19 protein-coding genes, 1 other RNA gene and 1 pseudogene are annotated in these 22722 nt (G+C 72.9%); 13 read left to right on the forward strand and 8 right to left on the reverse strand.

What is annotated here, in order from left to right:
* The first annotated feature begins 216 nt into the window (after positions 1-216).
* Complete coding sequence (locus ACWCXX_RS01710) at positions 217-627, forward strand: hypothetical protein (RefSeq protein WP_451123172.1); 411 nt, start codon at positions 217-219, stop codon at positions 625-627.
* A 185-nt stretch (positions 628-812) separates the two neighbouring features.
* Positions 813-1088 (forward strand): hypothetical protein, encoded by a 276-nt coding sequence (locus tag ACWCXX_RS01715; RefSeq protein WP_451123174.1) that lies wholly within the window; start codon positions 813-815, stop codon positions 1086-1088.
* 45 nt (positions 1089-1133) lie between these two features.
* On the opposite strand, the gene ACWCXX_RS01720 is transcribed toward ACWCXX_RS01715, so the two are convergent.
* Positions 1134-2366 (reverse strand): sensor histidine kinase, encoded by a 1233-nt coding sequence (locus ACWCXX_RS01720; RefSeq protein ID WP_451123176.1) that lies wholly within the window; start codon positions 2364-2366, stop codon positions 1134-1136.
* An 11-nt stretch (positions 2367-2377) separates the two neighbouring features.
* Positions 2378-3145 carry an ATP-binding cassette domain-containing protein gene (locus ACWCXX_RS01725; RefSeq protein WP_451123178.1) on the reverse strand — a complete coding sequence of 256 codons (768 nt, stop codon included), beginning with the start codon at positions 3143-3145 and terminating at the stop codon, positions 2378-2380.
* 297 nt (positions 3146-3442) lie between these two features.
* Between ACWCXX_RS01725 and ACWCXX_RS01730 the strand changes: the two genes are divergently transcribed.
* From ACWCXX_RS01730 to ACWCXX_RS01740, 3 genes are all read left to right on the forward strand, one after another.
* Positions 3443-4315, forward strand: a complete 873-nt coding sequence (locus ACWCXX_RS01730; RefSeq protein ID WP_451123180.1) for a MaoC/PaaZ C-terminal domain-containing protein — start codon at positions 3443-3445, stop codon at positions 4313-4315.
* 69 nt (positions 4316-4384) lie between these two features.
* Positions 4385-5461, forward strand: coding sequence for a Zn-dependent alcohol dehydrogenase (locus ACWCXX_RS01735; protein WP_451123182.1), 1077 nt, complete (start codon positions 4385-4387; stop codon positions 5459-5461).
* A 42-nt stretch (positions 5462-5503) separates the two neighbouring features.
* Positions 5504-6445 (forward strand): 3-oxoacyl-ACP reductase, encoded by a 942-nt coding sequence (locus tag ACWCXX_RS01740; RefSeq protein ID WP_451123184.1) that lies wholly within the window; start codon positions 5504-5506, stop codon positions 6443-6445.
* A gap of 156 nt (positions 6446-6601) precedes the next feature.
* On the opposite strand, the gene ACWCXX_RS01745 is transcribed toward ACWCXX_RS01740, so the two are convergent.
* Together ACWCXX_RS01745 and ACWCXX_RS01750 are read right to left on the reverse strand one after the other, a co-directional pair.
* Complete coding sequence (locus ACWCXX_RS01745; RefSeq protein WP_356932642.1) at positions 6602-6769, reverse strand: hypothetical protein; 168 nt, start codon at positions 6767-6769, stop codon at positions 6602-6604.
* Between the two features lie 120 nt (positions 6770-6889).
* Complete coding sequence (locus ACWCXX_RS01750; RefSeq protein ID WP_451123560.1) at positions 6890-8179, reverse strand: hypothetical protein; 1290 nt, start codon at positions 8177-8179, stop codon at positions 6890-6892.
* A gap of 805 nt (positions 8180-8984) precedes the next feature.
* Between ACWCXX_RS01750 and ACWCXX_RS01755 the strand changes: the two genes are divergently transcribed.
* The 4 genes from ACWCXX_RS01755 (at position 8985) to ACWCXX_RS01770 (ending at position 13216) form a co-directional block, all read left to right on the forward strand.
* Positions 8985-10028 (forward strand): ABC transporter substrate-binding protein, encoded by a 1044-nt coding sequence (locus ACWCXX_RS01755; protein WP_451123186.1) that lies wholly within the window; start codon positions 8985-8987, stop codon positions 10026-10028.
* A 250-nt stretch (positions 10029-10278) separates the two neighbouring features.
* Complete coding sequence (locus ACWCXX_RS01760) at positions 10279-11121, forward strand: Nif3-like dinuclear metal center hexameric protein (protein ID WP_451123188.1); 843 nt, start codon at positions 10279-10281, stop codon at positions 11119-11121.
* Positions 11118-11861 (forward strand): zinc ribbon domain-containing protein, encoded by a 744-nt coding sequence (locus ACWCXX_RS01765; RefSeq protein ID WP_451123562.1) that lies wholly within the window; start codon positions 11118-11120, stop codon positions 11859-11861. The genes ACWCXX_RS01760 and ACWCXX_RS01765 overlap by 4 nt, the downstream gene beginning before the upstream one ends.
* Complete coding sequence (locus ACWCXX_RS01770) at positions 11861-13216, forward strand: bifunctional RNase H/acid phosphatase (RefSeq protein WP_451123190.1); 1356 nt, start codon at positions 11861-11863, stop codon at positions 13214-13216. The genes ACWCXX_RS01765 and ACWCXX_RS01770 overlap by 1 nt, the downstream gene beginning before the upstream one ends.
* A 178-nt stretch (positions 13217-13394) precedes the next feature.
* On the opposite strand, the gene eda is transcribed toward ACWCXX_RS01770, so the two are convergent.
* Both eda and yaaA read right to left on the reverse strand, forming a co-directional pair.
* Positions 13395-14066 carry a bifunctional 4-hydroxy-2-oxoglutarate aldolase/2-dehydro-3-deoxy-phosphogluconate aldolase gene (gene eda / locus ACWCXX_RS01775; protein WP_451123192.1) on the reverse strand — a complete coding sequence of 224 codons (672 nt, stop codon included), beginning with the start codon at positions 14064-14066 and terminating at the stop codon, positions 13395-13397.
* 120 nt (positions 14067-14186) lie between these two features.
* Positions 14187-14987 carry a peroxide stress protein YaaA gene (gene yaaA / locus ACWCXX_RS01780; protein ID WP_451123194.1) on the reverse strand — a complete coding sequence of 267 codons (801 nt, stop codon included), beginning with the start codon at positions 14985-14987 and terminating at the stop codon, positions 14187-14189.
* 130 nt (positions 14988-15117) lie between these two features.
* On the opposite strand from yaaA, the gene ACWCXX_RS01785 reads away from it, so the two are divergent.
* On the forward strand, positions 15118-16560 hold the full coding sequence (locus ACWCXX_RS01785; RefSeq protein WP_451123196.1) for an RNB domain-containing ribonuclease: 1443 nt from the start codon (positions 15118-15120) through the stop codon (positions 16558-16560).
* On the opposite strand, the gene ACWCXX_RS01790 is transcribed toward ACWCXX_RS01785, so the two are convergent.
* Together ACWCXX_RS01790 and ACWCXX_RS01795 are read right to left on the reverse strand one after the other, a co-directional pair.
* Complete coding sequence (locus ACWCXX_RS01790; protein ID WP_451123198.1) at positions 16505-17368, reverse strand: hypothetical protein; 864 nt, start codon at positions 17366-17368, stop codon at positions 16505-16507. The two genes, ACWCXX_RS01785 and ACWCXX_RS01790, sit on opposite strands and share 56 nt — an antisense overlap.
* The gene (locus tag ACWCXX_RS01795) at positions 17365-18210 is read right to left on the reverse strand and encodes a MerR family transcriptional regulator (RefSeq protein WP_451123200.1); all 846 of its coding nucleotides are present in this window, start codon (positions 18208-18210) and stop codon (positions 17365-17367) included. The genes ACWCXX_RS01790 and ACWCXX_RS01795 overlap by 4 nt, the downstream gene beginning before the upstream one ends.
* A gap of 178 nt (positions 18211-18388) precedes the next feature.
* Here ACWCXX_RS01795 and ACWCXX_RS01800 point away from each other — a divergent pair.
* From ACWCXX_RS01800 to ACWCXX_RS01810, 3 genes and pseudogenes are all read left to right on the forward strand, one after another.
* Positions 18389-18798 (forward strand): annotated as a pseudogene (locus ACWCXX_RS01800) (Uma2 family endonuclease).
* A gap of 65 nt (positions 18799-18863) precedes the next feature.
* Positions 18864-19265: RNase P RNA component class A (gene rnpB / locus ACWCXX_RS01805), an RNA gene on the forward strand.
* Between the two features lie 237 nt (positions 19266-19502).
* Positions 19503-22433 (forward strand): AfsR/SARP family transcriptional regulator, encoded by a 2931-nt coding sequence (locus ACWCXX_RS01810; RefSeq protein ID WP_451123564.1) that lies wholly within the window; start codon positions 19503-19505, stop codon positions 22431-22433.
* Positions 22434-22722 lie beyond the last annotated feature (289 nt).

The following is a 22722-nucleotide window of genomic DNA, read 5'->3' on the forward strand; positions in this document are numbered from 1 at the left end:
CACGGTGATCGACATATGGAAGAGGTGAGCGAAACGCTGCCGCCCATATGTGTATGCGATGTGCCGGAGTCCGGTTTTCACTGCCCTCGCGGGTGAGCCGCTGCTAGCGTATGCGGCGGCCGATCGTGAGGGTCGAACGATCAACTTCGGGAGAAGGGAATCGTCTTGGGGATGAACAGGATCTTGGCCAGGGGAATTGCCGTAATCGCTGCGGTGATGAGCGCATCGACCGCGACGCTGACGGGGCCGGCCGTGGCCGCGACACAGTTCCCGTCCGGGACGGCCGGTGACATCAGGGTCGATTGGAGCGGCGATTGGGCGAACGTCAACCGCCTCGAAAACATCACCCTCCAACTGTGCGACGCGACCCCGGGGGACAAGGCCCAGGCAACGGCTCAACTCCAGGGATACGTCACTCGGGGCGGCACCGCCCGGATCGAGACCGCCCCGTCGATCTTCCGGGTGCCCATCGGCGACAAGGCGTGCAAGGAATGGCGTGACGTCTTCCTCACCTACTTCGAACACCAGGACATGCTGGCCTATGCACGTGTCGAGTTCTTCGGCTCCAGGACCCCGGAGAAGAAGTCCCACACCAAATGGGTGAGGAATCCGCGTCTCGGCTCGTAGGAAATGTGAACGTCGGTCTTCGCAGGGGGACGTAAATGCAATTTCGCAAGCTGGCAATGGCGGCTGCGGGCATCGTGGGGATGACCTTCATGTCGGCGGCGCCGTCACAAGGCGCATCTCACGGCCCGTCTTCGGGGCGGGCGCCGTCCTGTCGGATCGAGGCTTTCGGGCACATCGTTCCTGTGGTGTGCGGAAGCAAGTGGGTGAATGCCGACTGGACCCGTGACGGCATCAGGGACGAAGTGTTCTTCGTCAGCCCGCCGAACTCCTACGTGTACCGCATTTCGGGTACCAGCAACGGTCCTGTCCGGGTGAGCAACGGAGTGGCCTACACCATGGACACCTATGAGATCCGCCCCAGCGGATACCACCGGGTGTACGCGGTCACCGCGGGAAGCACCCGGATCTACTCCCAACTGGAGGGCGGCACCTGGACCCGCTGGGAGAAGTACGTGCCGTAAGGGGTGTCCCGAAGTGCCTCCGGGGCTCCGCCCGCGGGTTTCCGGTCACTGCCCCGGTGCGTGGCCCACGGCCCGGTCGGGGGCCGGTTCCCCGTCGTCCGGTGCGGGGCCGTCCGCGGGCAGTTCCGCCGTGACGACGAAGCCGCCCCCGGCCCCCGGGCCCGCCCGGAGCGAGCCGCCCGCCGCGGCGAGGCGCTCGGTCAGGCCGGTCAGGCCGGTTCCGCCGATGCCGGGGATGGCAGGTGCGTCCGGATCGGCGCCGCGGCCGTCGTCCACGACCGTCAGCCGGACCCGTTCGGCGTTGCCGTCGACCGTGAACGAGCAGGTGGCGGCGTGGGAGTGGCGCACCACGTTGGTGACCGCCTCCCGCACCACCCAGCCCAGCAGCGCCTCCGTCTGCGGGGGGAGCGGCGGCCCCGAGCGGCGGAGCGCCGGCTCGATCCCGGCGGCGGTCAGGGCGGAGCGGGCCCGGTCCAGTTCGGTCGCCAGACTCCCCTCCCGGTAACCCGTCACGGCCTCACGGATCTCGGTGAGGGCCTGGCGGCCGACGGACTCGATGTCGGTGACCTGGGCGAGCGCGGCGTCCATGTCGCGCGGCGCGAGCCGGCGCGCGGCCTCCGACTTGACCACGATCACGGAGAGCGTGTGCCCCAGCAGGTCGTGCAGGTCGCGGGAGAACCGCAGCCGCTCCTTCTCGACGGCGGTACGGGCCAGTTCCTGCCGGGTGGCGCGCAGTTCCGTCACCGTCTCCGCGAGGGTGAGGATCGCGGCGGTCACCGCCCCGGAGATGAAGGTGCCGTACCCGATCGTCCACGGGTCCGAGCCGCCGTGGCCGCGCCACACCGCGACGGCGGTGGCGGCCACGGCGAGGGAGAGGAGACCGGCCGCCAGCCTCCGCTGGCGCAGGACGGTGCCGCAGGCCAGCGAGAGCAGCGGGAAGAACAGCAGCCAGCTGCCCCCGTAGCCGATCGCCAGCGCGAACGTCACGGCGGCCATCGCGCCGAGCAGCCAGTACGTGACCGGGCTCTCGCGCTTCCTCCTGTCGAAGCCGCGGAACACCACGGAGACGTAGAGGGAGTTGAAGGTCAGCAGCCCGAGCCCGCCGAGCCACGGATTGGCCGCCTCGCCCTGGAAGAGGTTGGAGAAGGCGCCCATGCCCATCAGCAGCCAGGGCAGCAGGGTGTACGGTCCGGGCGGGCCGGGACGCCGCTTTCCGCGCCGACGCCGCCACGGGCGCGGCCGTCCGTCCTCGCACTCACCCCGTAGGTTCCCGGGCATCTCCGCTCCTGTCACAGGGTCCTCGCGGACCGACGGTACGAGATCACGGCGTACGTGCCGAACAGCAGCAGCCACGCGCCCAGGAGCGCGATCGTACCGATTCCCGGCGCGTGGCCTTCGGTGGTCGCCCAGCCCAGGTCGGCGAACCGGTTGGCGGGGGTGAACCTGCCGACGGAGCGCAGCCATTCGGGCAGCAGCTCCAGCGGGAACCACAGCCCGCCGACGATCGCGAAGCCCATCAGGCAGGCCACGTTGACCACCCCGGTGCCCTGCGGTGTGAGCCGGTACCCGTTGCCGAGGCCGAGCAGGGTGAACGGCAGCGCGCCGAGCCACAGCAGCAGCACCAGCAGGACCCACTGCCAGGCGTCCAGCCGCACCCCGTTGAGCAGCCCGCCGGCCAGCAGCACCGTGAGGATCGTCGGCAGGACGGTCACCGAACCGCTGACCGCCCGGCCCACGACCGCCTGCGCGGGGGCGAGCGGGGTGACCCGCAACTGCTGGAGCCAACCGAGCGTCTTGTCGGAGGCGACCCCCGTACCGATCGACATGGCGGAGCCCAGCGCCCGCACCCGGCCGGTGTCCGGCTCGTCCAGCCCCAGCAGGAGGCCGATGGTGGTGGACTTGCCCGCGCCGTTGCGGCCGAGCGGGGCGACGGTCTCGCCGCGGCCGACGGACAGGTCGATCCCGTCCACGGCCCGCACCGTCCGTCCCGCCCGGCCGAAGGTCTTGACCACCCCGGTGAGGGCCACCGCGGTTCCGTTCCCCGTTGTCGGTTTCATGGGAACGACGCTACGGAGCACGCCGGGGGCCGGACAGAGACGTGCGTAGGGACTTCGCCGTGACAAATGTACCGGCCGGGTTCGAGGCCGGGCCGGGGCGACGACCCTTCCCCGCAATGGATCTGACGATACGTCAGTAAAGGTGTTCACAACTGCCGGGCGCTGCGTTATACATGGGTTCACCGGCTAGAACGCGTTCTAGAACGGGCGTCGCGGCCGGTCCCGCGCGACCTCGGTGCGGCCGACGGTGCGGACGGCCGCGCCGGGGTCTTCCCACCATCAAGGAGCGGCTCTCCCATGCCCATCGACGCCGAAAAGGCCCTCGCCGCCGAACCCCGGTCCGCCCGGATCGGCTGGGACCACAAGGACGTGCAGCTCTACCACCTCGGGATCGGCGCCGGTGCCGGTCCCGAACCGGCCGACCCCGCCGTCGACCCCGGCGAACTGCGCTACACACTGGAGTCCCGGCTCCACGTGCTGCCCTCCTTCGCCACCGTCGCGGGCGGGGGCATGGGGTCCCTCGGGGGACTCTCCTCGCCCGGCATCGACATCGACCTCGCCGCCGTTCTGCACGGGGGGCAGAGCGTGCGGGTGCACCGGCCGATCCCGGTGCGCGGCAGCGCCGTACAGACCTCGAGGATCGCCGCGGTCCACGACAAGGGCAAGGCGGCCGTGCTGGTGCTGCGCGCCGAGGCCGCCGACGAAGAGGGCCCGCTGTGGACCAACGACGCCCAGATCTACGTCCGGGGCGAGGGCGGCTTCGGCGGCGACCGCGGCCCGTCCGAACGGACCGCCCACGCCGCCGTCGCCCCCCACCACGTCGTGGAACGGCCGATCCGCCCGGACCAGGCGCTGCTGTACCGGCTCTCCGGGGACTGGAACCCGCTGCACGCCGACCCGGAGTTCGCCGCGCGCGCCGGATTCGACCGGCCGATCCTGCACGGGCTGTGCACCTACGGCATGACCCTCAAGGCCGTCACCGACACGGTGCTCGGCGGCGACGTCTCCCGCATCCGCTCCTACCGCACCCGTTTCACCGGCGTCGTCTACCCCGGCGAGACCCTCCGCATCGAGATGTGGACCGCCGAGAACCAGGTGCGGGTCGAGGTGAGAGCCGTGGAACGGGACGACGCCACGGTTCTCGGGGACACCTTCGTCGAACACTCCTGAACCAACTCCACGCGTTCCGGGGGCCCATGACGCGGGCCCACGACACGGCCCCACGAGAGGAGCCGCACCATGCGCGCCGCCGTACTGCACGAGATAGGCCAGGACAAACTGGAGGTCCTCGACGACGTCGAGGCGGTGGGCTTCGGCCCCGGCAAGGTCAGGCTCCGCATCCGGGCCACCGGACTGTGCCACTCCGACGTCTCGGCGATGAGCGGAGTGCTGCCGCAGCCCGCCCCGTTCATCCCCGGCCACGAGGGCGCGGGCGAGGTCCTCGACGTCGGCGACGGCGTCACCGGACTGAGCGCGGGGGACCGGGTGCTGGTCTGCTGGCTGCCCGCGTGCGGGGAATGCCCGTCGTGCCGACGGGGGCAGACCCAGCTCTGCCTGGCCGGTTTCATGAACGCGGGCACGCCCAACTTCAAGCGCCCCGGCAAGGACGTCTTCGGCTTCGCGGGCACCGGCACCTTCACCGAGGAGGTCGTCGTCGGCGCGGGCTGCGCCGTACCGATCCCCGACGACGTACCGTTCGAGATCGCCGCGCTGATCGGCTGCGGGGTGACCACCGGACTGGGCGCGGCCATCAACACCGCGCAGGTGGAGGCCGGTTCGTCGGTCGCCGTGATCGGCTGCGGCGGCGTCGGCATCTCCACGATCCAGGGGGCCCGGGTGCGGGGCGCCGCCCAGATCGTCGCCGTGGACCCGGTGGCCTCCCGGCGCGAGGCGGCGCTGCGGTTCGGCGCGACGGAGGCCCTGGCCCCCGAGGAACTCACCGACGCCAAGCAGCGGATCACCTCCGGCGAGGGCTTCGACTACGTCTTCGAGGTCGTCGGCAAGTCGGCCACCGCCCGCACGGCGTACGACCACACCCGGCGCGGCGGCACCCTCTGCATCGTCGGCGCGGGCGCGATGGACGACAACTTCCAGGTCAACATGTTCGAGCTGTTCTTCGACGAGAAGCGCATCCTGCCCTCCATGTACGGGGGAGGGGACGTGACCCGCTCGTACGAACGGGCCATCGCGCTCTGGCGGGCCGGCCGGATCGACCTCGAATCGATGATCACCCACCGGGTGCGGCTCGACGGGATCAACGACGCCCTCGACCAGATGCGGACCGGCGAATCGCTGCGCACCTGCGTCGAACTCTGACCTTCCCACCCTGCTCCCTCCTGAGAGGACCCCGAGATTCCGATGTCACTTCCCCTGGACGGCATGTCCGCGATCGTCACCGGTGCGGGCCGCGGCCTCGGACGCGCCGAAGCGCTGGAACTGGCGGGGCTCGGCGCGTTCGTGATCGTCAACGACTACGGGCGACCGGGCCGCGACGGCTCCGGCGAGGCGTCCGCGGGCCCGGCCGAGGAGGTCGCCGAGGAGATCCGGGCCGCGGGCGGCCGGGCGGTCGCGCACGTCGGCGACGTCTCCGACCACCAGCAGGCCGGGGCGCTCGTGCAACTGGCCGTCGACACCTGCGGAAAGCTCGACATCCTGGTCAACAACGCGGGCATCCTGCGCGACCGGATGATCTTCTCGATGACCGAGGACGAGTGGGACTCCGTCATCAGGGTCCACCTCCGGGGCCACTTCAACACCACGCACTTCGCCGCCGCGCACTGGCGGGCCCGTGCCAAGGAGTCCGGCGGCCCCGTCTACGGCCGGATCGTCAACACCTCGTCGGAGGCGTTCCTGGCCGGTTCGGCGGGCCAGCCGAACTACGCGGCGGCCAAGGGCGGCATCGTCGGCCTCACCACCTCCACGGCCCTGGCCCTGGCCAGGTACGGCGTCACCGCCAACGCCATCTGCCCGCGGGCCCGCACCCGGATGACCGAGGACGTCTTCGCGGGCTTCGAGCTGCCGGAGGACGGCCGGCTCGACGCGCTCGCCCCCGAGCACGTCTCGCCGCTGGTCGGCTACCTGGCCTCACCGGCCGCCGCCAAGGTCAACGGACAACTGCTGGTCGTGCACGGCGGAATGGTCGCCGTCGTCGAACGCCCCAGGGTGGCGGCGAAGTTCGACTCGGCGAAGGAGACGTTCACCTTCGACGAGCTGGACGAGCTGATCTCTCCGTACTACGAGGACCGCCCGCCGAACGAGACCTTCGCCGCGGCGGAGGTGCTCGGCCTGAAACGGGGCTGACGAGGACACCCGCGACGGGGCCGGGGGCGGCCGGAGGGGCCTGGGCAGGGACATCCGAAGCCGGGGCGTCCGGAAGGACCTGAACGGAAAACGGGTGGGCCCCGGCAGCCGTCCGACTGCCGGGGCCCACCCGTCCCTCGTTGATGTTCCGTGCGGTCAGGCCGCCCTGCCGTCCCCCTCGGAGGGGCGCCGGTGGCGGCCGTGCGGCTGTGCCGCCGTCTCGTCCACCGACTCGCCTCCTCGGTGCTTTCCGGAGCCGCCGGCTTCGGCCCGGTCCGCGTCCTGGGGACGGGTCTGGGTCGTGTCGGTTCGGGCTTCAGACATGTGGGAAGTCACCCCGTTGTGGTTGCTTACATGTGTCACCAGGGTCGGTCACGCCGCCGCGCACGGCACGGCCGCCATCGGCGACCACGCGTCACGACCGCGCTACCCGGGCCCAGAGATTTAACCAGGAATCGCGCGCCCGACGAGAGGCGCCTGCCCCAATGGAACCGGTTTGCACGTCGGTAGAGGCGAAGCGGTGGCGGACGGTTCCATACCGCTTTCCGCGCACGCCGCCGACGACGGCAGCACATGATGCTCCTCGTCCGCCGGTGCCTCCAACAGCGCCACGCCGCACGGCACGTCCCCGTCGGAGTACGGAAGCCCGAGCACGCCGTCCCGGCTCCACACCCCGTGACCCGCCTGCCACCCCTCGGGGGCGGCGAGTTGATGCAGCCGGCGCCCCGCCGGGCGCCACACCCCGACCCAACTGCCCGCCGCCCCGTCGATCCGCAGGGCCACCGCGCAGCTCTCCGGCATCAGCATCTGCCCCGGCTGTACGGCGAACGGTGTCACCGCCGCCTCGGGCAGGCGCAGACACTCGGGGAAGCGCACCGGCAGACTGCTGCCCAGCACGCCCCACCCGAGCCGGTCGTGCCCAGGCGCGTCCGAGCGGATCAGCAGCAGCCCGCTGTCCGGATCGGCGAGCAGCAGCCGGTCGTTGCTGCCGGGGGCGATCTGCAGCAGCGGTGTCACCTCGCCGCCCCGTTCCAGGTCCACGGCGACGGCCTTGACCGGCCCGCCGCCCGGCATCCCGCGGTCCAGGGCCAGCATCCGCCCCGCCCGGTCCAGCCAGACGCCGCCGGAGCAGCGCCCCGGGACCTCCGCGACGTGTTCCGGGCCGAAGGCGCCGCCCGCCACCAGCCAGACGGAGGTGGAGTGCGCACCGGCCGACAGGGCGTACGCGCTCACCCCGTCCGGGCACGGCGGCAACAGGGTCAGGTCGGCGCATTCGACGGTGCCGAGGGGGAGTTCACCCGTACCGGGGCCGGTCGGGTAGAGCAGCGACACCGCGTGCCGGTCCGCGACCCGGCGCCGGATCAGTACCCGCCCGTCGGTCAGCGGCAGCACCTCGGAGTCGGCCTCCTCCGGCTGGTCGAGGGGGAGCGGCACGGCGTACGGCTCGGGCCCGTCGAGCGTCCAGCGTTCCACGAACCACGCCTGGCCGGCGGTCCCGGCGGCTCCGTCGGACGCCTCGGCCGCCGCCACGTCGGCGAGGGCGAGCCGGGCCGCGTACGCACCGTCCGCGGAGATCGTGAACGCGGGCGTGGGCGCGGGCGCAGACGCCGGAGCGAGCGCCGGGGGGAGCGCGGCGGGAAGGGCGGGCACGGTCGGCGCGGGCCCCTCGGCCGGGCGGGCGGCGCCGGACGCCCCGGACGGCAGCGCCGGGGCGGGCCGTACGGCGATGGACACCCCGGAGGCGAACGACGCGGGGAGACCGGAGGCGGCCCCGGGGGCGGCGATCCTGGCTGCGGCGACTCGACGGGCGACGCCCCGGGAAGTGACGACCCCGGTGGCGCCGGGCCGCTTGGCGACGGGGCGCCCGGGGGTGGTCGTCGGACCGGTGGCAGCCGTCAGGCCAGTGGCGGGACGGGCGGTGACGGGCCGACCGGGGGCGGGCCGGGCGGTGACGGACTGGAAGGCGACGGGCCCGGAAGCGTTGGCTCCGGTGGTTCCGGTCGCGGTGGTGCCGGCCGGGTCGCTCCCGGGGTTTCCCGTCGCGGTGGTCCCGGCCGGGATGCTTCCGGCCGCCGCCCTGCCCTCGGGGGTCGTACCTCCGGCAGCAGCCGGGCCCCCTCCGGGAACCGCGACCCCGCCCGTCGCGCTCCCGGCGGCCACGGGCTCCGTGGGCGTGCCGGGCGGCGGGCCGGACACGGCCGGGATCCCGGACACGTCCGGTCCGCCGCTCTCCAGGACCGCGTCCGTGGCGTCCCCGGCGGCTCCGGTCGCCCTCGCAGTCCCGTTCTCGATGGCACAGGCAGTCATGGAATGGTCACCTCCGGCGACCGAAGCTAGTTTTCGCACTTCCTGCCGAACAACACGAGACCTGCCACTTCACACATAAGGGTGGCGGTGTCCAGGTTTGCCTGAGAGCGAGGGGGTGCCTGTGCTGGGCAAGATCCGAGGGTATTGGGGTGCCTGTGCTGGGCAAGATCCGAGGGTATTAAGGTTAGGCATTCCTAAGCTAAGCCTCTGTGACCCTCGACTGGAGCAAGTGATGTCCCTTCGTCGCCGCGGTACCGCCGCAGTCGGCCTGGTGGTGGCCGCCGCCCTTTCCCTTTCGGCCTGCGGGAGCGACGACGGGAAATCGGACGGCGCGGCCGGCTCCGGCAACGGCGGCGACAAGAAGGCGGCCGTCGCCACCGGGGGCAAGGACTTCGCCGACGCCGCGAAGAAGACCGCGGAGTTCGGGACGGACGCCAAGGCCGGCGAGTACCCCCGCACCCTCACCCACGCCATGGGCAGGACCGAGCTCAAATCCGCCCCCGAGCGGGTCGTCGTGCTGGACGTCGGCGAGTTCGACAACGTCGTGTCGCTGGGCGTGAAGCCGGTCGGCTACGCGCCCTCCGAGGGCGACGCGGTCATTCCCTCGTACCTGAAGAAGGACGCGGGCAACCCCAAGAACGTCGGCACGATCAACAACCTCAACCTGGAGGCGATCGCCGGCCTGAAGCCCGACCTGATCCTCGGCAGCCAGCTGCGCGCCGCCGACAAGTACGAGGCGCTCTCCAAGATCGCGCCGACCGTGTTCTCCATCCGTCCGGGCTTCACCTGGAAGGAGAACTACCTCCTCAACGCCGCAGCGCTGGACAGGACCGCCAAGGCGAAGGAGGAGCTGGACGCCTACGAGAAGAAGGCCGAGAAGCTCGGCGAGGACATCGGCCCGAAGAAGCCGACCATCTCCATGGTCCGCTACATGCCGGACCGGATCCGCCTCTACGCCAAGGCGTCCTTCATCGGCACGATCCTGGAGGACGTCGGCCTGCCGCGGCCCGAGAACCAGCAGATCGACGACCTCGCCGCGGAGATCAGCCCGGAGAAGATCGACGAGGCCGACGCCGACTGGATCTTCACCGGCGTCTACGGCGAGGTGAAGGCCACCGAGCGGGACACCACCCAGTCCAACCCGCTGTGGAAGAACCTCGAGGCGGTCAAGGAGGGCCGGGCCAAGGACGTCCCCGACGAGACCTGGTACCTCGGTCTCGGCGTCACGGCCGCGAACCTGGTCCTCGACGACCTCCGTGCCGACCTCGTGAAGTAACGACTTCCCGGTTCCCCGCCCGCAGGATCACCCGGTGCCTGCCGGCGGGGTCGTCCGGTGTTCACCCGCGGGGTCGTCCATTGCCCGCCCCGGCTCGTCCACCGGATCGTCCCCGGGTCGTCAACCGGGCCGTCCCCGGGGCGCGGCACCGGCCCGGAGGGCGGTTCCGTGCAGGCCGTGGCCCGTCCGCCGGGCCGCCGGGCGCCGGAGCCCTGGACGACGGGACACCGGGGGCAGGTAGCCTTTGCTTGTGCCCCGCCTGTCTGATGTCCTCGCCGAACTCGACGCCCTCTGGCCGCCCGAAAGGGCCGAGAGCTGGGACGCGGTCGGCACCGTGTGCGGAGACCCCGACGCCGAGGTCGACCGGGTGCTGTTCGCCGTCGATCCCGTCCAGGCGATCGCCGACGAGGCGATCCGGCTCGGTGCCCAGCTGATCGTCACCCACCACCCGCTCTACCTGCGGGGTACGACGACGGTCGCGGCCGACACCTTCAAGGGTCGGGTCGTGCACACCCTCATCAAGCGTGACATCGCGCTGCACGTGGCCCACACCAACGCCGACACCGCCGACCCGGGCGTCTCGGACGCGCTGGCCGGCGCGCTCGACCTCCGCGTCGAGGGTCCGCTCGTGCCGGACCCGTCCGACCCGAAGGGCCGTCGCGGACTCGGCCGGATCTGCGTGCTCGACCACCCCGAGACCCTGGCCGGGTTCGCCGCCCGTGCCGCTGCCCGGCTGCCCGCCACCGCGCAGGGCATCCGGCTCGCGGGCGACCCGGCGGCGACGGTGCGCACCGTCGCGGTCAGCGGCGGTTCCGGCGACAGCCTCTTCGACGCGGTGCGCGCCGCGGGCGTCGACGCCTTCCTCACCGCCGACCTGCGCCACCACCCGGCCTCCGAGGCCGTCCAGCACTCCCCGCTCGGCCTGATCGACGCCGCCCACTGGGCCACCGAGTGGCCCTGGTGCGAGCAGGCCGCAGCGCAGCTCGACGCGATTTCCGACCGCCACGGATGGGGCCTGCGGGTCCATGTCTCGAAGCAGGTCACCGACCCCTGGACCACCACCACCCACCACTCTTCTGGAGCCCCCAACTGAACGCCGCGCCCGCCGACCAGATCCGACTCCTCGACGTCCAGGCCCTCGACGTACGCCTGTCGCAGCTCGCGCACCGGCGCAAGTCGCTGCCCGAGCACGCCGAGATCGAGGCGCTCACCAGCGACCTCGCGCAGCTGCGCGACCTGCTGGTCGCCTCGCAGACCGAGGAGAGCGACACCGCCCGCGAGCAGACCAAGGCGGAGCAGGACGTCGACCAGGTGCGCCAGCGCGCCGCCCGCGACCAGCAGCGCCTCGACTCCGGCGCGATCACCTCGCCGAAGGACCTGGAGAGCCTCCAGCGCGAGATCGCCTCGCTGGCCAAGCGCCAGGGCGACCTGGAGGACGTCGTCCTCGAAGTGATGGAGCGCCGCGAGTCCGCCCAGGAGCGCGTCACCGAACTGTCCGAGCGGGTCTCCGCCGTCCAGGCCAAGGTCGACGACGCGACCGCCCGCCGCGACGCCGCGACCAGGGAGCTCGACGCCGAGGCCGCGACGGTCACCAAGGAGCGCGAGGTCGTAGCCGGTTCCGTCCCCGCCGACCTGCTGAAGCTGTACGACAAGCTCCGCGAGCAGCAGGGCGGCGTCGGTGCGGCCCGCCTCTACCAGCGCCGCTGCGAGGGCTGCCGCCTCGAACTGAACATCACCGAGATCAACGAGGTGAAGGCGGCGGCCCCGGACACCGTGCTGCGCTGCGAGAACTGCCGCCGCATCCTGGTCCGTACGGCGGAGTCGGGCCTGTAATGACCCAGCCGCGCCAGTTCGTCGTCGAGGCCGACGGCGGTTCCCGGGGCAACCCGGGTCCCGCCGGTTACGGAGCGGTCGTCATCGATCCGGTGACGGGGGAGACCCTCGCCGAGGCCGCCGAGTACATCGGCGTCGCGACGAACAACGTCGCCGAGTACAAGGGCCTCATCGCGGGCCTGAAGGCGGCGAAGGCGCTGGTGCCGGACGCCTCGGCGGACGGTGCGCTCCAGGTGCGGGTCCGGATGGACTCCAAACTGGTCGTGGAACAGATGTCGGGCCGCTGGAAGATCAAGCACCCCGACATGAAGCCGCTCGCGGCGGAGGCCGCCAGGATCCTGCCGCCCTCCGCCGTCACGTACGAGTGGATCCCGCGCGAGAAGAACAAGCACGCGGACCGGCTCGCCAACGAGGCGATGGACGCGGGCAGGCGCGGCAAGCAGTGGGAGCCGTCGGCCTCGACGGCCTCCCTCGATACCCCTCGGCCCGCGCCGGCCCTGGACCTGCCGCCGGTCTCCGGCCCGCCCGGCGATGCGGCGGCGGGCGCGGCGAAGGCCCGCGCCGCCCTCTCCGGCCGCGCGGGAACGAGCGCGGGGGTTGCCGGTACGGCTGCCGTTACGGCCCCGGCCGCGGGCGCCACGGGTACGGCGCCGGTCGCCCCCGCGGGCGCGGCACCCGTGGCGGGCGCCACCACCGCGCCCCAGGTGGGCTGGGCGGCGGCGCCCGATCTCGGCGCGCCCGCCACCTTCGTACTGCTCCGGCACGGCGAGACGGCGCTCACCCCCGAGAAGCGGTTCTCGGGCAGCGGCGGCAGCGACCCCGAACTCTCGGCGGTCGGCCACCGCCAGGCCGAGCTCATCGCGGGTGCACTGGCCGCCCGCGGCACGATCGAGGAGATCGTCAGCTCACCGCTGCGCCGTTGCCGCGAGACGGCGGGCGCGGTCGCGGCCCGGCTCGGTCTGGAGGTCCGGATCGAGGACGGCCTGCGCGAGACGGACTTCGGCGCCTGGGAGGGGCTGACCTTCGCCGAGGTGCGCGAGCGCTACGGCCCCGACCTGGACGCCTGGCTCGGCTCCGCGAAGGCGGCCCCCACCGGCGGCGGGGAGAGCTTCGCCGAGGTGGCCCGCCGCGTCGCGGCGACCCGGGACCGCCTCACCACCCGCTACGCGGGCCGCACGGTCCTCCTGGTCACCCATGTGACGCCGATCAAGACCCTGGTCCGGCTGGCCCTCGGCGCCCCGCCGGAGGCCATGTTCCGCATGGAACTCTCGGCGGCCTCGATCTCCGCGGTGGCGTACTACGCGGACGGGAACGCGTCGGTCCGGCTCCTGAACGACACCTCGCACCTGAGGTAGCCGACGGGCCCGGGGCGCCCGGGAACGGGCCCCGGGCGGACCGGCAGTCGGCGGCCCCCGGCGTGAGGTTCGTGGCCTGTGGCCCGTGACGTGATGCCCGGGGGCTGTAGCTCGTGGCGTTGAGGCCCGAGGGCTATGGCTGTGGCCCGTGGCGTGAGGTCCGTGGCCTGGGGCGCGGTCAGCCGTGCAGGGCCGCCGCCTCGCTCGCCAGCCGTTCCACCCGCGCCCAGTCCTTCGCCGCCACCGCGTCCGCCGGAACCATCCAACTTCCGCCCACACAGCCGACGTTGGGCAGCGCCAGGTACGACGGCGCGGAGGCGGGCGAGATGCCGCCCGTCGGGCAGAACCGGGCCTGCGGCAGCGGCGAGGCGAGCGACTTCAGATACGCCGTGCCGCCCGCCGCCTCGGCCGGGAAGAACTTCATCTCGGTGACCCCGCGCTCCAGCAGCGCGACCACCTCGGACGTCGTCGAGACACCCGGCAGGAACGGCACCCCCGACGCCTTCATCGCGTCCAGCAGCCGCTCCGTCCAGCCGGGGCTGACCAGGAACCGCGCCCCCGCGGCGACCGTGTCGGCGACGTTCCGAACGGAGATCACCGTGCCGGCGCCGACCACCGCGTCCGGCACCTCGGCCGCGATCGCCCTGATCGCATCCAGGGCCGCGGCGGTCCGCAACGTCACCTCGATGGCCGGAAGCCCGCCCGCGACCAGGGCGCGGGCGAGCGGCACCGCGTCGGCGGCGTCCTCCAGGACGACCACGGGAACGACGGGGGCCAGATCCAGCACGGAGCCGGCAGGGGCGGCGGAAGCAGCGGAGGCAGAGGAGGCAGAGGAGGCAGAGGAGGTCATGCGCTCATCCTGCCGCGACCACAGCACTGTACGCAACGAGCGTTGCGCATGCTGCAACGTAATGGGGTGACGGTTCGACCCTCACAGCTCCGACAGCTCACCCGCCGCGGGCCGGGCGGCTCAGTGGATCTCCGCCACCACGACATCGATCGACCAGGCCCGCCCGGCCCGCGCGGGCGCTTCGGCCTCCACGACGTACCCCAGCTCCCGCAGCGCCTCCACCAGCTCGGCGGGCCCCGCCGGGCACGCCCCCGAGACCAGCAGGTCGCGGGCGATCCGCCCCTTGGTCGCCTTGTTGAAGTGGCTGACCACCGACCGCTTCTCCACCCCGTCCACCAGCTGCGAGTGCAGCACCCGCACGCTCGCCGTGCGCTGTGCCACCTCGCCCTTCGGCTTCCAGGCCGCGGTGTAGGCGGCGGACCGCAGGTCCAGGACGAGCCCGTCCCCGGCCGCCTCCGGCATCACCTGCGCCATCGGGCCGCGCCAGTACGCCCCGAGCGCACCCAGCCCCGGCAGCTTCACTCCCATCGAGCAGCGGTACGAGGGAATCCGGTCGCCCACCCGCACCGCGCCCCACAGCCCGGAGAAGACCAGCAGTGACCTGCCCGCCCGCCGCTTGGCCGCCGTGTCCAGGGAGGCCAGGTCCAGCGCGTCGTACAGCACCCCCGTGTAGATCTCCCCGGCCGGACGCGTCCCGGCCGTGCGCAGCTCCACGTTCTTCGCGACCTCGCCGCGCAGCCCCTCGCTCAGCCCGAGCACCTCACGGGCCTTCTCCTCGTCCGACGCGCACAGCTCGACCAGCTCGTCGAGCACCGCGGCCCGCGCCTCCGCCAGGCCCGGCAACGACAGCGACTCCGGCTTCAGGGGCGCACCGCGCCCCGAGGCGGCCTTTCCCTCGGAGGGCGGCAACAGCACGAGCACGGCGATTCTCCTTCGTACGCACGACAGACGGGGCGGGCGTCCGGGCCCCGCGCCAGCGTACGGGGGCGACGGGGCCGGACGGGCAGCCGTCCGGGATGCCGCCCGCCCGGCCCCGGCCTACGCTCGGTCCATGCCCCGCCGCCATCTCCGTATGACCGGGCCGGCCGACACCTCGCTGGGGGCGGCCCTGCGCGAACTGCGCACCGAACTGGACCTGCCCGACGGCTTCCCGCCCGACGTCCTCGCCGAAGCGGCGCGGGCGGCCGGGGAACCGGCGATCCGGTCCCACGAGGACGCGACGGACCTGCCGTTCTTCACCGTCGACCCGCCCGGATCGACCGACCTCGACCAGGCCATGCACCTCGAACGCCGCCGACACGGCTACCGCGTGCACTACGCCGTCGCCGATGTCGCCGCCTTCGTGCGCCCCGGCGGCGCGCTCGACGCCGAGGCCCACCGCCGGGTGACGACCCTCCACTTCCCCGACGGCAAGGTGCCGCTCCACCCCACCACGCTCTCCGAGAACGCCGCAGGCCTCCTGCCGGGAGGCGCCCGTCCCGCCGCGCTCTGGCGGATCGACCTCGACTCCGACGGCGCCGTCGTCACCACCTCGGTGCGCCGGGCCCTCGTCCGCAGCCGCGCCAGGCTCGATTATTCGGGCGTCCAGCAGCGGATCGACACCGGCACCGCCGAGGAGTCCCTGGCCCTGCTCCGGGAGATCGGACGGCTCCGGCAGGAGCAGGAGGTCGCCCGCGGCGGCATCTCCCTCGACGTGCCCGAGCAGGAGATCGTCGAGCACCACGGCACGTACGGCCTCGCATACCGCGCCCCGCTGCCCACCGAGAGCTGGAACGCCCAGATCTCCCTGCTGACCGGCATGGCCGCAGCCCACCTCATGAAGGAGACCGGCACCGGCATCCTGCGGACCCTGCCGGTCGCCCCGGACGGCGCCGTGGCCCGGCTCCGCCGCTCGGCCGAGGCGCTGCACATCGACTGGCCGCACCACGTCCCGTACGCGCGGCTCGTCCGCTCCCTCGACCCGCGCAGGGGCGACCACGCCGCGTTCCTCCAGGAGTGCACCACCCTGCTGCGCGGCGCCGGGTACACCGTCTTCGAGCACGGCGAACTCCCCGTCCCCGCCGTCCACGCCGCCGTCGCCGACCTCTACACGCACTGCACCGCCCCGCTGCGCCGCCTCGTCGACCGGTACACGGCCGAGCTGTGCCTCGCCGCCGTCGCGGACCGGGACCCGCCCGAGTGGGTCCTCGCCGCGCTGCCCGGCCTGCCGAAGGAGATGGCGGGCGGGACGGCACGGGCCGGCACCGTGGAGCGCGAGTGCGTCGACCTGGTCGAGGCGGCCCTGCTCAAGGACCGGGTCGGCGAGGTCTTCGACGCGTACGTGGTCGACGTGAAGGACCAGGAGCCCACCATCGGCACCGTCCACGTCGTCGACCCGGCCGTCGTCGCCCGGATCGACGGCGGCGACACGAAGCTCCCGCTGGGGGAGCGGCTGCCGGTCAGGCTGGACCGGGCTGATCCCGGCTCGGCGAAGGTGCTCTTCGTCCCCGCGTGAGCGCGGCCACGACGGCCCCCGGGTCGTCCGCGTGGAACCGGACCGTCCGCGCCAGCCCGCGCCCGCCCAGCGGCCGTACGTACTCCACGGGAGCGGTCAGTTCCACGCTCACGGTCGTCTGCCCGCCCACGACGAGATCGAGCGACTCGTCCGGCCCCGGCCGTATCGGCCCCCCTTCGGGGAAGCGCCGCTCGACCCGTGCCCCGGCGACCGCCCCGGCGGGAACCCGCAGGTCGAACAGCCCGCCGTAGCGGATGCGCAGCGCCCCGTCGGCGTCCACCACATGCGGCCGGGTCACGCACGAGGCGTGCAGCGCCAGGACGAACACCACCCCGTACACGTCGACCACGAGCAGCACGCCGTGCACGAGAGGCCACGGGATCAGCAGCGCCAGCATCACCGTCTCGACCACGGAGACGAAGAGCAGGCCGTACATCATCGCCGTCTGCGGCCCCGTGTACGGGACGGCGACGGCGTCCTCGGGCACGGCGTGCCGCCGTCGCAGCAGCCACAGCCCGAGACTGTGCAGGGCGCGCGCCTCGTGCCCGACGAGCCGGCGCACCCGCACCGGTACGGCGGTGCGCAGCGCCGCACGCAGCGCCTCCGGCCACCCGAGCCCGGCACGTCGCCCCGCGCGCAGGAGCCGCCACAGGACCACCCCCTCCAGCCCGAGCACGGTCACGGCCAGTCCCTCGGCCGCGAGCAGCCCCGCCCCCGGTATCCGGACCCCGGCCAGGAGACAGCCCGCCAGAGTCACCTCGGCCGCCATCACGACCCCCAGCACCCATCCAGGAACCCGCGCTCTCATCCCGCCTCCGCCCCGACGTCCGTACCCGTGTCCATGTCCGCGCCCGTGCCTGTGTCTGTGTCTGTGTTCGCGGTCGTATCTGTGACTGTGTTCGCGTCCGCGGCCGGGTCCGTTCCCGCCACCCGGGCTGCCAGGTCGTTCATCACCCGGCGCACCACCTCGGCCTGGGCGGGTGCCCAGTCGTCGAGCAGGGCCTCACCGATCCCCGGAACGGCCGGCCCGTCCGAGGGGATCGCCGCCAGTGTCTCGTCCGGCACGACGGCCACCATGTCGGCGGCGAGCGGCCCGATCCGCGGATCGTCCACGGCCGCTCCGGCCAGCGCGTCCAGCCGCTCGTACAGGGCATGCACGGCCGGGTCCTCGGCCAGTGCCGTGAGCGCGTCGCGGACCTCGCCGCCGACACCCGCCGGCGCCAGCAGCGCCAGATGCTCACGGTCCCTGGCGGCCGAGGGGGAAGCGAGGGCCGGCCCCGTGCCCAGCAGCTCGGCGAGCGCGGGCGGCACGGGCTCCTCGGCGGAGACCGGCGTCTCCAGCAGCACGGCCAGCCGACGCCGCCGCTCCCGGATCTCGCTCTCCTGCCGGGCCAGATCCGCGTCCAGCCCGGCGAGCACGTCCATGAGTTCGTACCCCGCCGTGTCGGCGAGGACGTCCCGCACCTCGTCCAGCCCGAGCCCGAGCTCGGTGAGCCGCCGGACACGGGCCAGCACCACGGCGTCCCGCACGCCGTACACGCGGTAGCCGTTGGCCCGGCGGGCGGGCTCGGGAAGCAGACCGATGTGGTGGTAGTGCCGGATCGCCCGCGAGGTGACCCCGACGAGCGCGGCGATCTCTCCGATGCGCATGGGGCCAGTAGAAACCTTGACGCCGCGACAAGGTCAAGCGCGGCCCGCCCCGCCGGCATCCGGCAACTCCGCTCCCGCCTGTGCCACGATCGAGCGACGTACTCCCATCTCACGGACGGCGGGCCCAACGATGTCCCAATCCGGCGAGCGACCGAGGAAGGGGCGTGACATGACTGCCATGCCGCACGAACCGCTCACGCAGGCGGACGTCCTGCTGGAGGGCTTCCTGGCGCTGGATACGCCGGAGGGCTTCCGGGCCGAGCTGATCGAGGGGGAGATTGTCGTGACGCCGCCGCCGAACTGCGCCTGTACCGGGGAGCCGACCCCTGGATGCCGTGCGAGGGGGTGGCCCTCGTCGTCGAGGTCACCTCGACCAAGCCCCGGGCGGACCGCACGGACAAGCGGCACTGCTACGCCCGCGGACCGATCCCGCTCCACCTCCTGGTCGACCGCGAGCAGTCCTCGCTGACGCTGTTCAGCGACCCGGAGGGCGACGACTACCGCCGGCACTGCACGATCCCGTTCGGCAGGCGGCTCACCCTCCCGGAGCCGTTCGCCTTCGACCTGGAGACCGAGGAACTCATTTGAACCCGATCCGAACCCGGCCCCGACCGGCGGCCCCGCCGGGCGGGTAGCATGGTCGGCACGGCAGACGAGCCGGGCGGACGGCCGCGTGGGGATCTTCGGATCTCCCCGAGGAACGTCCGGGCTCCACAGGGCAGGGTGATGGCTAACGGCCACCCGGGGTGACCCGCGGGACAGTGCCACAGAGAACAGACCGCCGGGGACCTCGGTCCTCGGTAAGGGTGAAACGGTGGTGTAAGAGACCACCAGCGCCTGGGGCGACCCAGGCGGCTAGGTAAACCCCACCCGGAGCAAGGTCAAGAGGGGCCGTCGCAAGACGGCCCTGCGCGAATGATCGAGGGCGGCCCGCCCGAGTTCGCGGGTAGACCGCACGAGGCCGACAGCAATGCCGGTCCTAGATGGATGGCCGTCTCCCCGGCCGCCGCGAGGCGACCGGGTGACAGAACCCGGCGTACAGCCCGACTCGTCTGCCGTCACCTGCGGCTTTGCTTCCGAAAGGGCTCCGGCTCGGACCAGGGCCCTTTCGGGTCTTTCGTCCCCTTGTGTGCTTGCCGCGTCAGGCAGCGGAAACTCCTCCGGAGCCCCCCGCACAGGGCCGACCGCGGCCACCGGAACCTGCGAATCCTGTCGTCCTCATACGGATTACGATGTGCCCCAGCCGGTCCCTCCACAGCACGGGTGCCGATTGTTGTCGCCTGGGGGGCGTGATGCTGAGGTTCGGGCTGCTCGGTCCGCTGGTGGTGCACGACGGCACGGAACTGAGACCGGTGAGGGGCCTCAAGGTCCGGGTACTGCTGGCCGCGCTGCTGCTCCAGGCCAACCGGGTGGTGTCCAAGGACGCCCTGCAGGAGGCCATGTGGGGCGACCAACTGCCCTCCAGCGTCGAGGCGTCCTTCGCCAACCACGCGACCCGGCTGCGCAGACTCCTCGTCCCCACCGGGGCGGAACGCCTGCTGACCGTGGCGCCGGGCTATCAACTTCTCGTGGCGGACGGCGACCTGGACATCGAGGTGTTCGAAGCCCGGGTCCGCGCCGCCGGCCTCGCCCACCAGGCGGGCGACTGGCACAAGGTCCGCGAGGAGAGCGAGGCGGCGTCGGCCCTGTGGCGCGGTGCGCCGCTGGCCGACCTGGCTCCGTTCCGCGACCACCGGACCCCCTCCCTGCGCGTCCACCAGCTCGACCAACTGCGCCTCCAGGTCCGGGAATGGGGCTTCGACGCCGGCCTCCACTTCGGGAACCACCGCGAGATCCTCCCCGAACTCGCCGTCCTGGCCGCCGAGAACCCGCTGCGCGAGGAACTCCACCGCCAACTCATGCTCGCCCTGCACCGGACCGGACGCCAGGCCGAGGCATTCGAGGTCTTCCACACCCTGCGGCGGTCGCTGGTGGACGAACTCGGCGCGGAGCCCGGCCCCGCCGTCCGCCAGTCGTACCAGGAACTGCTGAGCCAGGAACAGGCCCCGGCCGCCCGCACCCGGTCGCAGGCGCCGAGCCCGAAGCCCGAGGACGGGGCCGCACCCCGGCCCCCGTACCAGATCCCCTCGTCCGTACCGGAGTTCACCGGCCGAGAGGCCGAGACGGACATGGCGGTGGCGCTGTTGCGCCGGACGGCGACCCGGCACGACAGCGACAGCAACGGCAACGGAGGCAGGGGCAGTGCCCCCGCGCCGCTGCGGCCCGTCGTCATCTCGGGCATGGGCGGTATCGGCAAGACCGCCCTCGCCGTCCACGTGGCGCGCCTGGTCCAGGACGACTTCCCGGACGGCACGCTCTACGCGGACCTGCGGGGGTTCAGCAGCGGGGGCGCGCGCAGCGCCCACGACCTGCTCGCCCGGTTCCTGGCCGACCTCGGCGCACGCCCGGCCGCGCTGCCCGACGACACGGACGACCGGGCCGCCCTGTTCCGGTCCGCGATCGCCGGCCGCCGCGTGCTGCTGGTCCTGGACAACGCCGGGGACGCCGCCCAGGTCACCCCGCTGCTGCCGCCCCACGGCCCCGGCGCGGTCCTGGTCACCAGCCGCCATCTGCTGGCCGAGCTGCCCGGGGTCGAGATGATGCCCCTGCACCCCCTCCACCCCGACGAGCAGCTGACCCTGCTGTCCAGGCTCTGCGGCGCCGACCGGATCGCGCACGAACCGGCCGCCCTCGCCGACATCCTGGCCGCCTGCGGCGGCCTTCCGCTGGCCCTGCGGATCGTCGGCGGCAGACTCTCCTCCCGCCCGTCCTGGCCACTGGCGCTGCTGGCCGAGCGTCTCGCCCCGGACCGGGGCCGCCTCCAGGCCCTGACCATGGGAGCGGTCGCCGTACGGCACACCTTCGACATGAGCTACCGGGCGATATGCGACAGCGGCAACGCCCCGGAGCGGGAAGCGGCGCGGGCCTTCCGGCTGCTCGGACTGTGGAAGCCGCACACCTTCACCACCCAGTCGGCCACCGCCCTGCTGGGCGTGGCCGAATGCGACGCGGCCGCCACCCTGGAACTCCTGGTCGACGCGAACCTCGTCCACAACCCCGGCCCCGGCCGGTACGCGCTCCACGACCTCCTGGGCGAGTACGCCGCCCAGCGCGCGACGGAGGAGGAGCCCGTACGGGACCGGGAGGCGGCCACCGCCCGGATGCTCACCTGGTACGCGCGGGCGGTCGGTGCGGCCTGTGCCGTGGCCAGCCACGAGTCGCAGTCACCACCGCCGCTCGACGAACCCGAGGGCCCCGCCCTGCCCCGCTTCGCCGAGGACGCGGACGCCATCGAGTGGACCGAGCGCGAACTGCCCACGATCCGGGAGGCCATCACCCGGGCCGGCGAGACCGGCCGCTCCGACCTCGCCTGGCGCCTGGCCGCCGGGCTCTTCGGATACGCGACGACCCGCTGGTGGACCGGCGAGTGGGACGCCTGTCTGCGGCAGGCCATGGACATCGCGGTGGCGCACGGGGACACACTCGGCCAGGCATGGCTCCACCGCAGGACCGCCGTCGCGCACGGAATGGCGTACCGCAACGAACAGTGCCTGGAGCACCTGCACAAGGCCCTCGGTTTCTTCACCGACGCCGGCGACGTACTGGCCCAGGCGTCGATCCTCGGCAACATGTCCGGGCTGTACGTCCAGGCCGGCGACGCCGCGCGGGCACTGGTCCACGCCGAGCGGTCCCACGAGCTGTACCGCTCCGCCAGAAGCGCCCGGAGCGAGGCGCTGGCCCTGAGCCGGATCGCGGACGCCCAGGAGCTGCTCGGCGAACACGCCCTCGCCGCGATGTACTACCAGAAGGTCATCGAGGCACTGCGCGAGCAGCGGCACAACGTCTTCCTGGCCACCAGCCTCACCAAGCTCGGCGACATCCAGCGACAACTGGGCGACCGGGAGGCGGCGTTGGAAGCGCAGACGGAGGCCCTGGCCATCCGGCAACGGATGAACGACCTCGGCGGTACCGCCGACTGCATGGCCTTCATGGCCCGCACGCACCAGCACTTCGGAGAGCAGGACGCCGCACGGGCCCGCTGGGAGCAATGCCTGGAACTCGCGTCGTGCCACGGCATGACACAGCACATCGAGGCGAGTCGCGCGGGTCTGACCACGTTGTCGTCAGCACCCGCGCCCCCGCCCCCGAAGAGCGTGGCCGTGTCTCCTTCCTCTCCCCCGTAGAGCACGGCCCCGCCCGCGTCCTTTCCCCCGTCCCTGCCCCCGCAGGGCCGCGGTCCCGAGCATTCACCCGGAGCCGTTTCGGACGCCTGTCGGCCGACCTGGCTCGTGCGCTCCGGCCGAATGCCCTCGACGTTCACACGGGCCCGCAGCCGAAGCGGAATTCCCCGCCCCTCGACCGACAACGGAAAGAATGCGCCCGGCGCCCAACAGAGCCTCAACATGCGGCCAACACGGCCCCACCAGGCCGAGCACGAGCAGGCCGGGCCGTCGGCTCCGCCCCTCGTCGAGG

Source organism: Streptomyces sp. NPDC001732 (assembly GCF_053596315.1).